A 21,008-nucleotide genomic window follows, 5' to 3' on the forward strand; every position below is an offset into this window, starting at 1 on the left:
GTTTGTTATCGAATAATTGAAATGTTGCCGCTCTTGACAAATCTGTCTCCCGCAGCACAGTGACCCTCCAGCAGATAGACGTAGACGCCGCTGTTAAGAGGAGCATTCTTGTACGTTCCGTCCCATAGGTCATTCTCGACATTTTTGGTAGAGAAGATCAGTTCACCCCAACGGTTGAAGATCTTTAACGACTCCAGGGTCGATGAACCGGAATTACGGATCAGGAATTCATCATTACGTCCATCATTATTGGGCGTCATGGCATTTGCGATCTCGATCTTATCAAATTCACAATCGTCAGCAACGAAGACTATGAAGTCTGCAACGGCCATACATCCTGCAGGGTTGCTTGCTTCCACGGTATAGGTGGTGGTCTTATCCGGATTAACTGTTATGGTCTTACAATTGGAACAGATCAGTTCTCCATTGGCGTACCAGTCAAGGATCACATCCGGGCTGGAGGTTTGCACCGTTAAGGTGGAGGATTCCCCTTTCTTGATTTCTACATTTTCAGGTTTGATCATTTCCGGCGCTTCATAGACCGTAACCGTTACCTGAGATGAAATGGTGTCACCCGTGCATCCGATCGTTTTCACGGTGTAGGTGGTCGTTTCTGTCGGACTCACCTTGGGTTGACGGCATTCGGTACAGGATAATCCCGGGCCTTCCCAGTATAAATCGAGATTAGATGCTGCATTTACCTTTAAGATGGCATCATCTCCCAGGCAAATAGCCTGATCTATACCCACCAGGGATTTTTCCGGAATGATTTCAATGGCATAAGTTACGATCGAATCACAGCCTGAGGCAGCCTGATAGGTCTTGCTGAATGATGCTGCCTGTGTATAGGACTGACCATCGATGATAACCGAGTCGCCCTGGCACAAGGTATAAGACACATCTTCACGGTAGGCATCGAGGACAGTGGCATGCACATGGATGATGCTGTCGCAACCACTCGCGCTTGTCAGAGTGACTTCATAATCACCACTGGCATTGATTGTGAGGCCCTGGTAGTCGATGCTTTCGCCTTCGCACAGGGTGACCTCATCGTCCACATCAATGGCATCCAGAACATCCAGGTTCAGGGTGATGATGCTATCACATCCTGAGCTGCTGGTGAGGTTTATGGTATAAACACCGGCTGAAGTGTAGTTCTTACCTGCAAGGGTAAAGGTCTCGCCTTCACATATCGTTTGATCCACCGTAGTCTTGATCTGGCTGGTTACTTCCAGTTCCAAGGTGACGATCGAATCACAGCCTGCTGACGTGGTTAATGTGTCGGTGTATGTACCGGAGACTGTTAACTGTTGTCCTCCGAAAGCATACGATTGACCTTCGCAGATCTGTTGCTGAAGGTTATGCTCGATGAGATCGGCAACAACCAGGTTTAAGGTAACAATTGAGTCACAACCGGCTACCGATGTAAAGGTGGCAGTATAGGTTCCGGACGCGGTTAGGTCCTGACCGTCAAACGGATATACTTGAGAGGAACAAATCGTCTTGTTGATGGTTTTGTTCTTTTGTTTTACCACCGTTAACTCCAGGATCACGGTGGAGTCACATCCGTTGCTCGTGGTAGCCACTTCCTGGTAGGTCCCGGCTGTATTCAGATTCTTACCGAAGAAGGCATAAGATTGACCTTCACATATTTCTTCCGTAATGGTGGTCGTCGGTGCCGGCAATACCTCAAGAGCCAGATTTATGATGGAGTCACAACCTGCCGCACTGGTATAAGTAGCGGTGTAATCCCCCGTGGTGCTTAAGTTCTTCCCGTCAAATGAATAGGTTTCTCCGGCACAGATACTTGCCGCCATGTCTACCACGACAGGATCAATAACCTGCAGATTCAGGGTTACAATCGAGTCGCAGCCGGACGAAGCCGTTAAGGAAGCAGTGTATGTGCCGGCTGTATTCAACGATTGACCGTCGAAAGTATAGGTTTCCCCACTACAGATGGTTTGATCCAGGTTGGTGGTCAACTGATCGAGGACTTCGAGATTGAGCGTGACAATGGAGTCACAACCAAAGGCTGAAGCTAAAGTATCTGAATAGGTACCCGGTGTCGTAATGGTCTGGCCACCGAAAGTATAAGACTGTCCGGAGCAGATCTGCTGGTTGATGGTTTTGCGGATTTTGTCCAGAACAGCCAGATTCAGAGTTACAATAGAATCACATCCGCTGGCTGAGGTCAGATTTGCAGTGTACGTACCACTCGTGTTGAGTGTCTGTCCGTCAAACAGGTAAGTCTGGCTGGCACAGATTTCCACATCCAGTGTTTTGGTAAGCTGTGGCAAGACCTGCAGATCCAGGGTTATGATAGAGTCACAACCTTTGATGGTGGTCAGATTAGCCGTGTATGTGCCGGTGGTCGTTAGTGCTTGTCCGTTGAAGGTAAAGCTTTGACCTTCACAAATTTGCTGGCTGATATTTTGTGCATATTGTTCATTGACCGTAAGATTCAACGTTACTATGGAATCACAACCACTGGCAGCAGTAAGTGAAGCGGTATACGTGCCACCTGTACTTAAGGACTGACCATCAAAAGTGTAGGTCTCTCCTTCGCAAATGGATTGATCCAGCGTGGTTGTCAGTTGATCCAGTACTTCCAGATTCAGAGTCACAATGGAGTCACAACCAAAAGCAGAGACCAGGGTATCCTGATAGGTTCCTGCTATGGTCAGTGTTTGACCACCAAAAGTGTATGACTGTCCGGCGCATATCTGTTGGTCAATGGTGCGACGGATCTTATCCAGAACACTCAGGTTGAGCGTGACGATAGAGTCACAACCATTTGCTGAGGTCAGATTTGCCGTATAAGTGCCACCAATGTTCAGATTTTGTCCGTCAAACAGATAGGATTGCCCGGCACAGATCTCTACATCCAGTGTTTCGGTGAGTTGCGGTAAGACCTGCAGATCCAGTGTCACGATGGAATCGCAGCCATTGACCGTGGTCAGATTGGCTGTGTAGGTTCCTGATGTGGTCAGTGTCTGGCCATCGAAAGTGAAACTTTGACCCTCACAGATCTGTCTGCTGATATTTTCTGCATACTGCTCATTGACTGTCAGATCCAGAGTGACAATGGAATCGCATCCTCCAGCCGATTGCAAAGTATCAACATAGATTCCGGAAGTATTCAATGATTGACCATTGAACGTGTAAGATTCGCCTTGACAAATAGCTGCTGAAATGGATTCAGTGAAGCTTGGTGATACTTCCAGATTTAAAGTGATGATACTGTCACAACCGGCTGTAGATGCTAGTGTATGTGTATAGGTCCCAGTCTGGTCAAGGATCTGACCGAAGAAGTCATACGTTTCTCCTTCACAGATCCTCTGATCCAATTCCGTTTGGAAATTGTCGTTGAAAGTTAAGATTAAGGTTATAATGGAATCGCAACCTCCCGTCGTGGTTAATGTATCGGTATAAGTGCCGCCTGTGGTAAGTTGGGTGCCATTGAAATCATAAGTCTGTCCTGTACACAGCTGGACATCAAGGTCTGTTAAGAGTGCTGGTAAGACGGACAGATTAAGTGTCACGATGGAGTCACAACCACCGGAAGTTTGCAAAGTGTCAATAAACGTACCACTGTTCGTCAATATGGTACCATTGAAATTGTATGTCTGACCGGTACAGATTTGCTTGTTGATCGATTTTGTGATCTGAGGCAATACCGACAGGTTCAGGGTGATAATAGAATCGCAACCGGATGAACTTGTTAATGTATCCACATAAGTTCCCGACGTATTCAGTGACTGACCTCCAAAGGTTACGGTTGCACCATTACAAATTTGCTGATTGATCTCCCGTGAATAGGAATTAAGCAGCTGTACGCGCATGGTAACAATACTGTCGCAACCCCCAGCGCTCGCCAGGGTATCCCGGTAGGTTCCTGCCTTGGTGATTGTATTTCCATTGAACACGATGGATTGGCCCTCACAAAGGGGTTGATCGAAGGAATATCGAATGGTCGACTGAACAGTAAGATTCAGTGTAACAATACTATCACATCCTGCTACCGAAGTGAAATTACCGGTGTATGTTCCAGATGTGGAATAAGGTGTTGAGCCCAGATAGAACACATTCCCTTCGCAAATTTGCTCATCCAGGGTCGTTGTGATTTGCGGAACAACAGAGAGATTCAGTGTGACTACACTGTCACAGCCAGCCTGAGAGGCAAATGTCTCCGTATAGGTGCCACTTGAATTCAGGGTCTGGGAACCAAACACATAAGATTGACCATCACAGATCTGCAAATCGATATTGGAAGTCAATTCCTGTAGTACGGTTAAGTTCAGATGGATGACCGAGTCACATCCATACCTTGTTTGTAATGAGTCGGTGTAATTGCCGGTACTGTTATAGGTATGACTGCCAATGGTTACCGATTCACCTTCACAAACCTGACGGGTGATGGTTCTGTCAAATACTGGCCGAACAGTCAGACGAATCACCACTGTACTATCGCAACCAAAGACGCTGGAGTAATCTTCCTGGTACGTTCCGCTTGTCGTGTAGGTTCCTTTAGGTGTGGTATAAGATTCACCATCACAGATTTCCACCTGGCTGGTTTGTGTATATTCCGGGTGGACAGTAAGATCCAGCGTGATGACTGAATCACAACCAAACGCATTTTGCACGGTGACCGTATGAATACCAGTGGTGTTGTACGAGTTTCCACCCACAGAGTAGGACGATCCCTGACAGATATCCGTTACAATACTTGAATCACGGCGAGGGACCACTGTCAAATGCAGGGTAACCAAACTGTCACATCCACCGTGCGAAGTGAACGTATTTTGATAAGTTCCACTTGTGGTATAGGTGTTCGATCCAACTGAATAACTGTCACCTTCACAAATGATCTCATCCAATGTCGTGAGGATATTATCTACTACTGTCAGGTTTAGGGTTACAATACTGTCGCACCCTGCCTTTGAAACAAAGGTACCCGTGTATGTTCCGGATGTATTGTAGTAGGTCGAACCCAACAGGGTTGAATCACCCAGACAGATGGTACGGTTGATGGTCTTTGTAATTGCACTTACGACCTGAAGGTTTAAAGTTGCAATGGTATCGCAACCCACAGTTCCTGGCACAACGGTAGAATAATTACCGGATATCGAATAGATCGTGCCATAGAAGTTATAGGTTTCACCCTGGCAAATTTGTTCATCAAGGTATTTGGTAAGTTGAGGATCAACAACCAGGTTCAGATTGATTATCGAATCACATCCAAATGCTGTTTGCAGGCTAATGGTGTAATTACCCGTTGTATTGAATGTTTGTCCACCTATAGTAACATCCTCACCAAAACACAACCTGAGGCTTTGATTCTGGATAATATTTGGCTTAACAGTCAGATCCAAATTAATGGTGCTATCACAACCGTGAACATCGGGAACAACCACCGTGTAATTTCCAGTGGTATTGAAGAGGCTTCCTCCAACATTAACAGACTCGCCATCGCATATGATCTCGGACAGGTTTGTTGTTTGAAGGGTATAGTTAGAAAGGGTTAAATGCACGATACTGTCACAACCGGAGCTGGAAGTCAGGGTTACATCGTAGGTTCCCGGAATGGAGAAGTTGGTTGATCCTACAGTTACTACCTCACCCGGACAAACGGTTTCCACAAGACTGGTCTCTTCGTGAGGTATGACGGACAAATAAACTTCATTTGAAACGATACTGCAATCAGGATCTCCCAGATTGCCGGGAGCATCAGCCACAGTTACCCGGTAGAATCCGGCATTGGCACTCGTCGCATTGGTGATACTTATGGATGAACCGGATCCTGCCGGTGACCAGTTTATGTGGTCAGGGCTGAATTCCCATTGGTAGGCCGGATTGGTAAATACCCCGGATACGCTCGCAGAGATCACTGATGATCCACCTTCACAGATCTCATCAGGTGAAACGGTTACTGAAATTGTAGGGAAGCAGTTAATGACAGTTACCGTTTGGGTTGCGGTTGCAGTGTTTCCACAGGCATCTATTGCCGTGTAGGTGCGAACAATCTGATAATTGGATTCGCATGAACCAGGGACAGTGGTTTCATTCACGGTAAATGAGCTGATCGTGCAGTTGTCGGTTGCGGTTACATCCACATTCAGCACCGGAGCAGGTGGGATACTGCTACAATCTACGATAGCATCGGTACCGACTCCATTGATGACGGGTGATTCCGTATCATTGATAGTGATGATTTGTGAGCATGTAGCTACATTACCACAATTATCTTCAATTTTATAGACCCGGGTTACTATTTCTGGACAGGAGCCTCCGTTGCTCGTTTCGCTCACGAGACCGAAGGATGCCTCATTCAGGCCACAGTTGTCGAAACCTGAACCACCAGCAATTTGAAACTCGGTGTAGGTGCTATAAGGTGGCAATTCTGAAATATCGCAAGTCAGATTCTCATTGCCCGGACAGGCAAGAGTTGGATCCACATCATCGATGATTGTGATCGTTTGATTGCGTGTAGTTACATTGCCACAGTCATCAGTAAGTGACCAGGTACGGGTTATGGAACCTGTGCCATTGCAGCCCTGGGAAGCATTATCCGTAAAGGTGGCATCCAGGTTCGTGGCACAATTGTCAGATTCGTCGGTTACATCACCAGTAAGTCCAAGATCATAAGGATCCTGATCACAGGTAAGTGTAATGGCGGCAGGCACCGTGAAAGTAGGCGGCTGATCGTCAATGACTTCAATGGTCTGGGTGTATTCAAGTAACCGACCGCAAGCATCGGTATACGACCAGGTTACATAGATATAATCATTACAATCCAGTGCATTTAAGGTTACCGTGGGAGATACCGTTCCACTGATCGCACATCCTCCGGTAGAGCTGTTGTCATAGGTCAGGTCAACCGGTGAGAAAGCTCCTACAGCATCACAGGCAATGGTGACATCAGCAGGAGTGGAAGTAAATACCGGTGCTGAAGCCGGTTGTACATTGATGGTCTCAGTGAAGCCCGGCAATGTTCCACAACCATAATCCTGGTCCGGATATTCAACGGTGATGGTTCCACCACAGGCATCGAAGCTTGGGGTTACTACTGGACTAACTGTATTTTCAATCAGGCAAGAGCCCGAGTTACTGTTTGAATAGGTGATGCTTGGAGCTACAAAGATTGATGCATCGTCACAGGTTAGATCAGTAGGAATGGTATAGCTTCCCCAGGTAGGTGCAGGAGCAGGATCCACGGTGACACTTACCGTGATATCCGGTAAAGTACCACATGCGAGCGTTGGGGCCGGGTAAGTTATAACCAGTGTCCCACCACATTCATCAAAAGCCGGACTGGTAATTACGCCGTCAATAAGACCTGAAATTTCGCACGCTCCGGTTTCTCCGTTGGTGTAGCCTAACTGTGGTATAACTACCGTTGCAGTTTCAGCATCCTGGCAAGAAATGTTGGGGATGGAGGGAGTAGGATCCCATGCCGGCGATGGAGCAGGCAGGACATTTACGGACACTGTAATGTCTGTAAGCCCGCTACAGGGTAAGGTTGGTGCAGGGTAAGTTATTGTAACCGTCCCACCACACGATGTATAGTTCGTATTTGAAATTACGCCATTTATAGTTCCGGATATCTCGCAGGTGCCGGTCTCACCGTTGGCATAATTCAAGGGAGGAATTATGAATGAAGAAGCATCTGCTTCTGAGCAGGAAATGTCCGGAATACTCGGTGTCGGATCCCAAACAGGACTTGGAGCCGGGACTACAGTAACGGATACCGTGACATCAGTTAAACTGAAGCATACCGGCAAGGATGTCGCAGAATAGGTTATTTCTACCGTGCCACCACAAGCATCAAATGTGGTATTGGTTATGACACCATTGGCGGTACCAGATACATCACAGCTACCTGCTTCACTGTTTGAAAATCCTAACACCGGAATTGTGAATGAACCGGACTCGGCTTCAGAGCAGGTGATCGGGCCAATGGCGGGTGTAGCATCCCATGTGGGATCTGCCGCGGGATCCACCGGTATCGAAATTATATAATCTGCCAATGTCCCGCAGGCAAGCGTTGGACCAGCCCAGGTAATGTCAATCGAGCCGCCACAGGCATCGTAAGTGGAAGAGATCGTGGGAGTAACTGTCCCATCTATAAGGCATGATCCTGCTTCGCTGTTCGAGTAAGTCAGATCGGGTGCAGTAAAGGTAGCTACGTCACTACAGGTGACACTTGCAGGCAGCGTAGGCGTACCCCAGGTTGGTACCGGAGCTGGATCCACAGTGATGGAAATGGTATAGTCGGATAATGATCCACAAGCAAGGGTCGGTGCTGGCCAGGTGATGTCAATGGTTCCTCCGCAGGCATCGAAATTGTTGACTACTGTTGGTGTTACGATTCCATCAATAAGACACGAACCAGCTTCGCTGTTGGAATAGGTCAAATCTGGAGGTGTAAAGGTTGCAACATCTCCGCAAGCCAGATTTGAAGGCACAGTTGGTGCGATCCAGGTTGGTACTGGTGCCGGATCGACGGGGATAGAAGCTGTAAAGTCAGATAAACTACCACATGACAAAGTTGGAGCGGCCCAGGTAATATCAATGGTACCGCCACAAGCGTCGAAGTTGTTGATAATTGTCGGGGTAATTATTCCTTCAATCAGGCAGGAGCCGCCTTCACTATTGGAATAGGTCAGGTCTGGTGCGGTAAAGGTAGCAACATCACCACAAGCCAGGTTTGCCGGCAAGGTTGGCGTTCCCCAGGTTGGTACTGACGCAGGGTCAATGGTAATGGATGCCGTATAATCGGTCATGGTACCGCAAGCTAAAGTAGGAGCGGTCCAGGTGATATCAATGGTTCCACCACATGCATCAAAGTTGTTTATTATGGTTGGTGTAATGGTGCCGTCAACGAGACATCCTCCGCTTTCACTATTGGAATAAGTCAGATCCGGAGCAGTAAACGTTGCTACATCGGCGCAAGCCAGATTTCCCGGCAAGGCAGGTGTTCCCCACGTAGGAGTCGGTGCCGGATCTACGGTTATAGAAGCGGTAAAATCACCGATTGTTCCGCATACCAGTGTCGGTGCCGGCCAGGTAATGTCAACGGTTCCTCCGCACGCATCGTAGTTTAGGGTAATGGTCGCTGTGACGATACCATCGATCAGGCAACCTCCGGCTTCACTGTTGGAATACGTCAGGTCAGGAGCAACAAATGTACCGGCATTTGCACAGGTCAGAGACGCCGGCAGTGTTGGTGTTCCCCAGGTGGGAGTCGGAGCTGGATCAACCGGAATCGATACGGTATAATCTCCAATGCTTCCGCAAGGAAGTGTCGGTGCCGGCCAGGTAATATCAATGGTTCCGCCACAGGCATCGTAGGTAGTTGATATGCTTGCCGTTACGGTGCCATCGATCAGACAAGATCCTGCCTCACTGTTTGAGTAAGTTAGATCGGGTGCTGTAAATGTAGCAACATCACTACAAGCGACACTTGCCGGCAGGGTTGGTGTACCCCAGGTTGGAGTTGGAGCCGGATCTACAGGAATGGAAACGGTATAATCAGTCAGCGAACCGCAAGACAGTGTCGGAGCTGGCCAGGTAATATCGATGGTTCCTCCACATGCATCAAAATTATTAACGATTGATGGTGATATTGTACCATCGACCAGACAAGAGCCAGCCTCACTATTAGAATAAGTCAGATCAGGCGCGGTGAAAGTTGCAACGTCAGCGCAAGCCAGATTTGCAGGTAATGCAGGAGTACCCCAGGTTGGAACTGGTGCCGGATCTACCGGAATAGAAGCCGTATAGTCTGTCATAGATCCGCAAGACAGCGATGGTGCTGTCCAGGTAATATCAATGGTGCCACCACATGCATCGAAGTTGTTTACAATTGATGGGGTCACCGTACCATCAATCAGACAGGTCCCTGCTCCGCTGTTTGAGTAGGTAAGATCAGGCGCAGAGAATGTAGCGACATCGCCGCAAGCAAGATTCGCAGGAAGGGCCGGTGTACCCCACGTTGGTATTGGAGCCGGATCTACCGGGATAGAAGCTGTGTAATCGGCTAAAGTTCCACACGCCAGTGTTGGGCCGGTCCAGGTAATATCGATCGTTCCACCGCAGGCGTCAAAATTGTTCACGATGGTTGGGCTAACTGTTCCGTCTACCAGACAAGAGCCGGCCTCGCTGTTCGAATACGTCAGATCCGGAGCGGTAAATGTTGCAACATCCGCACAAGTCAGGGTTGCTGGTAAAGATGGAGTTCCCCAGGTTGGCGTTGGAGCCGGATCCACTGGAATGGAAGCCGTGTAATCCGCAATAGAACCACAAGGCAATGAAGGCGCAGGCCAGGTGATGTCAATGCTTCCTCCGCAGGCATCGTAATTTAATATTATCGTGGCAGTTACGGTACCATCAATAAGACAGCCGCCGCTTTCACTATTCGAATAATTCAGATCAGGCGCCGTGAATGAACCGGCATTGGCACAGGTGATACTGGCAGGAAGTGACGGTGTACCCCAGGTTGGTGTTGGAGCCGGGTCTACTGGTATGGAGACGGTATAATTTGGAATAGAACCACAAGCCAACGAAGGCGCAGGCCAGGTGATGTCAATGGTACCACCACAGGCATCATAGGATGTTGAAATGGTCGGTGATACGCTACCATCAATAAGGCAGGATCCCGCTCCACTGTTTGAGTAGGTCAGGTTTGGAGCCGAAAAGGTAGCTACATCACTACAAGCAACGGTTGCGGGAAGGCTGGGCGTTCCCCAGGTCGGCGTTGGAGCCGGATCCACGGTAATAGAAGCAGTGTAATTCGCTATTGAACCACAGGCTAATGTAGGAGCTGGCCAGGTAATGTCAATGGTTCCCCCGCAGGCATCAAAGTTGTTTACGATAGTCGGAGAGACGGTACCATCGACCAGGCATGAACCTCCTTCACTGTTGGAGTAAGTAAGGTCAGGAGCAGTAAACGTCGCGACGTCGCCGCATGCCAGGTTGGATGGCAGTGTTGGTGTACCCCAGGTTGGTGTTGGAGCCGGAGTTATCGTAATTGAAGCCGTATAGGGAGCCATTGTGCCGCAAGAAAGTGATGGTGCCGGCCAGGTAATATCAATGGTGCCACCGCAGGCGTCAAAATTGTTGACGATTGTCGGCGAAACGGTTCCATCGATGAGACAAACACCGCCTCCACTGTTGGAATAGGTTAGATCAGGAGCAGTAAATGAGGAAACAGCAGAACAAGTCAGGGTTGCCGGTAAAGTTGGTGTGCCCCAGGTTGGTGTTGGTGCCGGATTGATGGGGATGGAAGCCGTATAGGCGGTCATGGTACCGCAGGTCAGAGATGGTGCGGCCCAGGTAATGTCAATGGTTCCTCCACAGGCATCATAATTATTGACCACTGTTGGAGTCACAGTGCCATTGACCAGACATCCTCCACTTTCGCTGTTGGAATAGGTTAAGTTGGGTGCAGAAAATGATCCGGCGTTGGCACAGGTAAGACTACCCGGCAGGGCCGGTGTACCCCAGGTTGGTGTCGGTGCCGGATTAACCGGTACAGAGGCTGTATAGGCAGTCATAGTCCCACATGCCAGAGACGGCGCAGCCCAGGTAATATCTATGGTTCCTCCGCAGGCATCATAATTATTGGTCACCGTTGGAGTTACAGTACCATTGATCAGACATCCTCCACTTTCGCTGTTGGAATAAGTTAAGTTAGGGGCAGAAAATGATCCTGCATTGGCACAGGTAAGACTTCCGGGCAGGGTTGGTGTTCCCCAGGATGGTGTTGGTGCAGGGGTTACCGGAATAGAAGCTGTGTAATTCGTCATCGTGCCGCATGGTAAGACCGGTGCCAGCCAGGTAATATTTATGGTGCCACCACAGGCGTCATAGGTTGTTGATACCGAGGCTGCAACGGATCCATCTATAAGACAGGTACCGGCTCCACTATTGGAATAGGTTAATGGAGGCGCTGTAAATGTAGCCACATCACTACAAGCAACACTGGGTGGTAATGATGGCGTTCCCCAGGTCGGTGTGGGCGCCGGACTGACGGTAATGGATGCGGTATAGTTGGTCATCGTGCCGCAGGATAATGAAGGTGCAGCCCAAACGATATCGATGGTACCTCCACAGGAAGTATAATTGAGGGTCATTGTAGGGGTAACCGTTCCACCTACCAGACATGCTCCGGATCCACTATTGGAGTAAGTCAGGTTAGGAGCACTGAAGGATCCTGCATTAGCACAGGTCAAACTTCCCGGGAGAGATGGGGTAGCCCAGGTTGGTGTAGGTGCCGGAGTTACCGGAATGGACGCGGTATAGGGTGCTGGAGGACAGGCTCCGGTTCCGGTCCAGACGATGTCGATGGTGCCACCGCATGCGTCATAGTTATTGGTGACCACTGGTGTTACACTTTCAGTGATAGCGCAACTTCCGGATTCACCATTGGAATACGTTGCATTTGGCGCGGAAAAGCTGGAAGCCGTAGCACAGGTCAGAGATCCTGGTAAGGACGGCGGTGTCCAACTCGCTACAGGAGCTGGGTTAACAGTTACTGTTGCCGTTTGGGTAATGGTTCCCCATCCGCAACCACTTACAGTCCAGGATAAGGTGATGGACCCTCCGCTACATGCATTAAAGCTGGACGAGGTAATGGTTCCGTTTGCCGATCCGGAGATCAGACAGTTACCGGATTGTCCATTCGTATACGTTAAGGTAGGCGCAGTATAACTTGCTGCTGTCGCACAGGAAATAGCCGGTAGGGAAGGAGTACTGAATGATGGAGCAGGAGCAGGATTTACACGGATCGTTTGCGAACCTGAGCTGGAGTTTGTACAGGCATCGGTTGCTGTCCAGGTACGATTTATGGTATAGCCGGTTGCCAACTGTGTCGGGCCAGGGCAATCGTAGGTTACTGCATCCACATAGGTTGGTGTTACCGGGTTATGACAGTCATCTGTTGCAGTTGCGGATCCGGTGGAACCTGGAGCTGTGCTACCGCCGCAGGATACGGTCACTGCTGCCGGGACAGAGATCACCGGGGCTGTAATATCCCGGATCGTGATTTGTTGTGGTGTTGAAGCGCCGGAAGTGTTTCCGCACAAGTCGGACACCCTCCATTGGCGGTTATAGACTGTGGTACACGTGTTACTGGATACCAGTACATCCGTATAGGAAAACATCAGTTGACCGGTAGGAGTACAGTTGTCCGTGGCTGAAACGACTCCGGTGATTCCGGTATCTGTATAGTCCTGGGTACATGATATGGTTATGTTCGGTGGATTCGTTTTGACTGGGTTGGTATTATCATTACAATAGACGTAAAAGCTACTAAATTCAAGGAAGTTGCCACCTGCATCATAAGCTGTAACCGTGAAGAGAGCAGGTGTCACACCGGATGGCGGTGGGCTTCCAACGGTGACTGATACCGAACTACCGGGGATGGTGCCGGTAGGACTTACATTACCGGAAATGGTCCATTCAAAATGATCGAAGGAAGGATTCGTAGAGGTTGCACTAAAATTGAGAACTTGTCCAGGCAGATAACAGCCGGTCGGGGAATCTCCGGAAATGGAAACGGCAAACGGGGCAAAGGAAGAGCTTCTTTCCAGATCAAAGTTCGTAACGTAGTTGTAGGGTTTACCTTTATAAATATATTGGACCAATACTGATTTCGATCCGGCTTCTGAATAGTCGTATGAAAACCCATTTTTTCCGGATTGCAGCAATTCACCCTGTGCATTAGGCATATCATACCAGGAAATCTGAAATTCCAAATCCCGGTTATTTATTGCCAGGTTCACGGTGTAGGACTTATTTGAGGCAGCAAGATGCTGTGGTGAAACCAAACGCAATTTTCCTTCCTCCAATGAAAATCCCAGATCGGCACAGTCGGCCATCTCATAGGGTTGATAATCAATATCAAAAGTAGAATGGAAAGAATCCGGAGAGTCATACACTTTGGCACTATAGCCAAAGAAGTATAAGGACAGCAGGGCTGTCGTGAACACATACCTATACGAAATCATACAACCTAGATTTTAAAGTTGTATGATAGATCCCATACGATGTTTTGCTAAATTGATACCCGTTTCGTAAAGAATCTATCTATACACAGTAGTTTACGTGATGTGGATAAGGCAAAATCTATGCCAAGGGCAGGGATGTGCAACGCTAGGCGCCACAGCTCCGTCCACTGTAAAAATGATGCATATGTATGATGCACATGAAAATCTGTTGGTTATATCTGTGAGATTTAGATAATATGATATCAAAAAAAAATGGAATAGCAGAATGTGGGTACTGTTTACTTGGGATGATGCTATTATTGAATGGGTGTAATCGCGTAGGAATGGAGGTTGAAACCCAGGATAGATCTGTATTTTTAGGTTCTTTACCTCACTTGTTTATTCAACACAATGAACCCTATATTAGCTGGATTGTCCAAGAAGATAGCATGGATTGGTGGCTGGTACAGAATCTGAATACTTCAGAAATTGATACCATTGATGGTAGGTTGGATTGGTTTGTTAACTGGGCAGATTTTCCAAAAGTATTTTCAGGACAGAATGGTATGCTGGCCCTGGGCTTACGTTACACTAGTTCAGGTAAATATTCCTATACCATTGATTATTACACCAAGACGAATGATCAAAAAGGTTGGATCTCACATGGTTCTCTTCCGGACGATTCAACCTTTACAGAGCATGGATTTGCATCTGCTATAGCCTATCATTCCGGATGGCTCGTCGTTTGGTTGGATGGTCGAAATGGTGAGAAAGGCGGTTTTACAGGACTGCGCAGTGCTGAAGTGCTTACTGATGGTAAGGTCTTAAAACAACAATGGGTCGATACCTCAGTTTGCGATTGCTGTCAAACTGCAATTGATGTGATCGGAGGCATCCCGCAGGTTGTATACCGTAACAGAACAAAAGAGGAAATCAGGGACATCTACACCGCAAAATATAACCATGGTACATGGTCTGAGCCTGAACAGATTTATGAGGATAATTGGACTATAGCCGGGTGTCCGGTCAATGGTCCACAGATTGTGGGTTATACCGATAAAGGTGTTGTAGGTTGGTTTACTGCGTCACATGACAAACCTCAGGTGAAATTTTCATTTACGGGAGGATCAATCATGGAAGCCCGGATCTTGGATTCGTTAACTCCATTGGGAAGAGTTCGAATGTCAATGATAGATGACGATGGATTTGCAATAGCCTGGATGGGTAATTCAGAGAATCGGACCAACTTGAATTTGCATTTATTTGACTGGGATGGCGTAGAAAGGAAAGCCTGGTCGATACCACAGTTAAGTCCTTCCAGAGTAAGTGGATTTCCTGCACTAAGTTATCTGGATCAAAACATTTATCTGGCATGGACCAGCCCCGGCGAAAAAATAGATACTGTTCAGTTAATTAGATTGCCAGTTTATGGAATTAATTGATAACACCAGCGTCATTTACCAGATTACCATACTGATCATTTTTGGTGTGGCATTGCTCTTCTTCATTTTTATGTACCGGTATTCCGTGGCATTGCGCAAGTCAATCCTGGAAGAAGAAGAGGCAAAACGGCTCCTGACGAGTAATTCATTTAAGCTGGAAAAAAGTGTTTTGGAAAATCAAAAATTAGAAGCAACTCAGAAAATGCAGAAAGAGCGTAATCTTCGCCTTGAACAGGAAGTGGTTTTGCGAAATAAAGAGTTGGTGACCTCTACCTTGCTTATCAATAAGCAAAAAGAAATATTGGCAAATATTGACAAAGAGACCAGTCAATTTTCAGACTCACTTCAAATTACAGATCGGTCCGTTTTGAAAAATATTAAACGAATAATTCGGACCAATTCAAGTATTGCCAATGAATGGGAAGATTTTAAATTGCATTTTGATAAAGTTCACCCGCAGTTTTTTGAAAAACTTTCGGAAAGGCATCATACGTTATCACAGCATGAAATAAGGCATTGTGCTTATATAAAAATGGGGTTGGCCACCAAAGAAATTGCCAGGCTGATGAATATTAATGCGACCAGTGTTCAAATTGCCAGAGTGCGGTTGAAGAAAAAACTAAAACTGACCAAAGAATTGGATTTGATTGGATACATCCTCGATGTTTAAACAGAACTAAACCAGATGGACCACGCCGGATTGCATGTAATTGATTTGACTATCGTACTGTGGTATGTGGTCATTTTATTAGTGATAGGATTGTCCTTTTCTAGCCAGACTAAAACGGAATCGGAATTATTTCTTGCCGGAAGAAGGCTGACCTGGCCAGCGATTGGCTTTAGCCTTTTTGCATCAAATATTTCCAGTACAACGATTATTGGATTGGCTGCTTTTGGTTACACCTATGGTGTTGCAGCGTCCAATTATGAATGGATGGCAACGCTTATTTTAATTTTGGGTATTTTTTTCTTTTTTCCTTATTATATAAAACAACGAATTACAACCGTACCGGAATTTCTGGAAAAAAGATATGATGCAAAAGTCCGGAAATATGTTTCTGTCTTTACCATTTTATTAAGCGTGGTGATTGATATTGCGGCAAGCCTGTATGCTGGCGCTTTAATTATTCAGGTATTTTATCCGAATGTTCAGATTTGGCAGACATGCATGTTTTTAGCTGTAATTGCAGGTATTTACACTGCAGCCGGAGGGCTTGCGGCGGTGGTATATACGGATATCCTGCAGAGCGTCCTGGTATTGATGGGATGCTTTATTTTATTTCTGGCAGTTCTTGGACAATATGGATTCTCCTGGGAAAATGCAGTCTCCCACATTGATCCAAAATGGATGCAAATGATCCTGCCCAGCAGTGACAAGCACTTACCGTGGACCGGAACATTGTTTGGCTTGCCCATTCTGGGTTTTTATGTCTGGATCATTAATCAGTACATTGTTCAGCGCATACTTGCTGCCCGGAGTTTAGCCCATGCCCGCTGGGGTGCCATATTAGGAGCTGGATTAAAACTAACGATCCTGTTCCTGATGGTTATGCCCGGGGTATTGGCGATCCCTTTGTTTCCTGACCTTGATAATCCGGACAAAGTATTTCCAACGTTGATGACCAGTCTGCTGCCTCCTGGCGTATTGGGCCTCATGTTGGCAGCAATGATCGCAGCAATCATGTCGAGTCTGGATTCTGCACTGAACTCGGCCTCTACGCTGATCGTGAATGATTTTTTGAAACCGTCTTTCCCTGACCGGTCCACCAAACATTTTGCCAAGTTAGGAAAGTATACCACCTTGATTCTGATGATTTTTGCTGGGGTTTGGGCGCCGTTAATCTCCCGGTTCGAAGGAATTTTTGTCTATGTTCAGGTAGCGCTCGCTTATCTGATTCCCCCGATCGTGGTCATCTTCTTAGGAGGTTTTATTAGCCGTAGGGTATCCGGGAAAGCTGCATTCCTTACTTTGATAATAGGTCACTTGTTATCTATTATATTCATTCTGTGGGAGTTGGATGTGCGTATGGGCATCCATTACTCGATGCTTCCCATGATTCTGTTTATATTGAATGCCGCTTTGTTAGGTGTCATGACCTATTTCCATCCCAACACCGATGATTCCAAACTTATTGATACAACATTCTATTCAAAATTGGGGATTGAGGAAAAGCCGGTTTCCTGGTATTTTGATTACCGTGTCCAGGTTGGTGTCTTACTCGTCATCACCGTATTGCTGATTATTGTATTCCGTTAACGGCAATACTTGCTATCTATTCCCCTAATGGTATTCGTTTTTTAACCTTAAATGCGTGATTTTGTTTGGTGAAGACTCCGGCACCCGGATCCAATGGAGTTGAGAATAAGGGAGTTCAGATCCGTATAACAAAACTATTACACAATAATACAAATGTACATAATGTATATGTATAAGTCCTTGGTAAAATCAGTAATTCAAGGCTGGATTGATGCTATTACAGCAGTCTGATTTTGGATTGGATATAACAAATTTCGTTTATTGCCAAAAGAAATCTACCTTAGTGTCAAAGAAATTGTAAAGGTTGCTTTTTAGAAATTAGCAAAATAAATTTTGGTATGAGAGTTAAGTTGGACCAATCGGTGAAACAAGCCTCCGTGTTTGTGGCTTTCTTACTGCTGACAGCCATGACCTGGGCGCAAAAAACCATTACAGGTACGGTTACAGATGCAGAAAGCGGCGAGCCATTAATCGGAGCAAACATTGTGATTAAGGGTACGTCAACTGGTAATGTGACAGACATTGATGGAACCTATTCGATACAGGCCAATATGGGCGATGTATTGGTGTTTTCTTACACATGATATGAAAACCAGGAAGTCACAGTAGGAGCTTCCAATGTAATTGATGTAACATTAGCAATCGGTAAGCAACTCGAAGAGGTTGTGGTAATCGGTTACAGCTCAGTGAAGAAATCTGACCTTACTGGAGCGGTAGTACCGATCACCGAGAAAGATTTCAACCGGGGTGTGATCACTTCGCCGGAAGAACTTATTCAGGGCCGGGCGGCCGGAGTACAGATTACCTCTGCATCCGGTGAGCCAGGATCCGGGATCAATATCCGGATACGGGGTACATCCTCCGTGGTAAACGGAAATAACCCGCTTTTTGTGGTGGACGGTGTTCCACTAAGTGGAGACAATACTTCCGCTTCTGGTCGGGGGATCGGAACGGTTGCTGCAAAGAACCCGCTCAACTTCCTGAACCCGAGTGACATTGTAAGTATCGACATTCTTAAAGATGCATCAGCAACGGCGATTTACGGATCACGGGGTGCAAATGGTGTTGTGATCATCACGACTAAGAGCGGCCAGTCTGGCGCTGGTGTTCTGGACTACAATGTATCGTTTGGATTGTCAACGGTAGCTAAGCGCTATGATCTTCTTTCTCCTTCTGAATTCATCGACGCTTATTCCAGTTTTAATGGTGCAGCAGCAGCTGCTACTTTGAATGGCGGATCTGAAACAGACTGGCAGGATGAGTTATTCCGTACTGCCTTCACACAAAACCACAACCTTTCTTTCGGTGGTGGTAATAACGGAGGCAACTACCGCTTTTCCCTTTCCTATCTGAACCAGGATGGGGTGATCCAGGAGAGTGGCTTGCAGCGTTTGACGGGACGATTTAACGGGTCTAAGAAATTCATCAGGGATAAATTGAATCTGACGGCTCAGTTTACGGTTTCCAACAACCATGATGATAACGTACCCAACACCAGTGATACCGGATTTGAAGGTGACTTGATTGGTAACATCCTGAAAGCAAACCCTACACAGCCGGTATACAATGCGGATGGAACTTTCAAGCAAGTGAGCAACACAGAACCGAATCCACTGGCAATGGTTAAGCTTACGGATGGTTTTACCAACACGTTGCGTACCCTTGGTAATGTATCTGGTGAATTTGCCATCACCAACGATCTGTCCTTTAAATCTGTTTTGGGATTTGACCGCTCCACTTCATCAAGGATAGATGCATTGTCGAGAGATCTGAATGCATTGCAGGGTATTTACAACATCGGACGCCTTTATAGTAGTGATATTTCCATCCTGAATAAATTGTGGGAGAACTACTTCACCTACGATAAAGATTTTGGCAGTATTTCATTCAATGGACTGTTGGGATATTCCTACCAGAGCTTTGATTACGGAGGGAAGTCCCTTGAACTGGCAAACTTCCGCACGAATGATCTCAATGTGATGATCAACAACTTCGGAGCAGCGGAAAATTCAATTGTGAACAATTCCTACCGTACGATTGACGAATTGCAATCGTATTTCGGCCGGGTTACATTCGACATTGCAGACAAGTATTTGCTGACTGGTACAGTTAGGGCCGATGGTTCGACCCGCTTTGGTCCAGGAAACCAGTATGGTTATTTCCCATCCTTTGCCTTTAAATGGCGCCTGATTCAGGAATCGTTTGTGCCCGATTTCTTCTCGGACCTGGGGCTCCGCCTGGGATGGGGTCTTACCGGAAACCAGTCCATTCCTCACGATCAATTCCAGCTTAGAAGACGTTATGGCAACTGGAGCCTCCAGACCGACGGCAAAGGGATCAACTCCGGTGGTTTGTCAACCATCTCATTCCAGAACCCGAACCTGAAATGGGAGGCAACCAGCCAGCTGAACCTTGGTATTGATTTTGGTTTTGCCAACAACCGTATTTCAGGCTCTCTTGACCTGTATAAGAAGAATACCAAAGATCTTTTGATCCAGGTGTTCTCTGCGCAGCCAGCTCCCCAGCCGTTTACCTGGGAGAACCTTGACGCCGACGTGGTGAATCAGGGCGTAGAACTGGCGCTGAATACCTTCATCGTGGATAATGCCGATTTCTCCTGGAATTTAGGAGCCAATCTTGCATACAATCACAACATTGTTAAGAATTACAATGGTTTGTTGAACACAGGTGCTATTCGCGGTCAGGGTTTGTCCGGCGCTTTTGCTGAACGTATTGCAGGTGATCAACCCCTGTACGCATTCTTCCTGAGAGAGTTTGGAGGTTTTGATTCGGAAGGCATTACCCTCTATCCGAATGGTGACGTCCAGGAATTTGTGGGAGCAAGTCCACTTCCTACGGTGAATGCCGGTTTGACAAACACCTTTACGTACAAGGACTTTGATCTGAGCTTCTTCTTTGCGGGCCAGTTTGGACATTATGTATACAACAATACAGCTAATGCGTACTTCACCGCCGGTGCACTGGCAAACGGCCGGAATGTTACGAAAAATGTTGTTGGCAATGGCGAAGGTCGGTTGAATGCTCCTGACGTATCCACGCGATTCCTTGAAAAAGGTGACTTCGTTCGTTTGCAGAACTTGTCGTTGGGTTATAATGTCAGAACCTCGGGTGACATCTTCAAATCTATCCGGTTATATTTGACCGGACAGAATTTGTTCCTGATTACCAAGTACTCAGGTCAGGATCCTGAAGTGAATAATGATGCATCGATCAATGGTATTCCTTCATTGGGTATCGATTACACGACGTATCCACGTCCTCGGACGATTACGTTTGGTGCCAACTTTTCCTTTTAATCAA

General features: G+C 46.9%; 4 protein-coding genes and 1 pseudogene. 4 read left to right on the plus strand and 1 reads right to left on the minus strand.

Annotated features, from left to right (window positions below; all coding sequences use genetic code 11):
• Nucleotides 1-5: 5 nt before the first annotated feature.
• A complete protein-coding gene (locus tag H6570_04800; GenBank protein ID MCB9318580.1) occupies nt 6-14,009 on the minus strand; it encodes a gliding motility-associated C-terminal domain-containing protein in 14,004 nt (4,667 codons plus the stop codon).
• A gap of 323 nt (nt 14,010-14,332) precedes the next feature.
• Between H6570_04800 and H6570_04805 the strand changes: the two genes are divergently transcribed.
• The 4 genes and pseudogenes from H6570_04805 (at nt 14,333) to H6570_04820 (ending at nt 21,004) form a co-directional block, all read left to right on the plus strand.
• Nucleotides 14,333-15,430 (plus strand): hypothetical protein, encoded by a 1,098-nt coding sequence (locus H6570_04805; GenBank protein ID MCB9318581.1) that lies wholly within the window; start codon nt 14,333-14,335, stop codon nt 15,428-15,430.
• An 85-nt stretch (nt 15,431-15,515) separates the two neighbouring features.
• Nucleotides 15,516-16,100, plus strand: coding sequence for a hypothetical protein (locus H6570_04810; protein ID MCB9318582.1), 585 nt, complete (start codon nt 15,516-15,518; stop codon nt 16,098-16,100).
• A gap of 15 nt (nt 16,101-16,115) precedes the next feature.
• A complete protein-coding gene (locus tag H6570_04815; protein ID MCB9318583.1) occupies nt 16,116-17,687 on the plus strand; it encodes a sodium/solute symporter in 1,572 nt (523 codons plus the stop codon).
• Nucleotides 17,688-18,025: 338 nt separating this feature from the next.
• Nucleotides 18,026-21,004: pseudogene (locus H6570_04820) on the plus strand (SusC/RagA family TonB-linked outer membrane protein).
• Nucleotides 21,005-21,008: the final 4 nt, after the last annotated feature.

The organism is Lewinellaceae bacterium (assembly GCA_020636135.1).
In the GTDB taxonomy this organism is placed as follows: domain Bacteria; phylum Bacteroidota; class Bacteroidia; order Chitinophagales; family Saprospiraceae; genus JAGQXC01.

Excerpts from the sequence above, each read along its gene's own strand:
- H6570_04805 (MCB9318581.1), top strand. The coding sequence starts at position 14,333 with ATGGAGGTTGAAACCCAGGATAGATCTGTATTTTTAGGTTCTTTACCT.
- H6570_04800 (MCB9318580.1), bottom strand. The coding sequence starts at position 14,009 with ATGATTTCGTATAGGTATGTGTTCACGACAGCCCTGCTGTCCTTATAC.
- H6570_04815 (MCB9318583.1), top strand. The coding sequence starts at position 16,116 with ATGGACCACGCCGGATTGCATGTAATTGATTTGACTATCGTACTGTGG.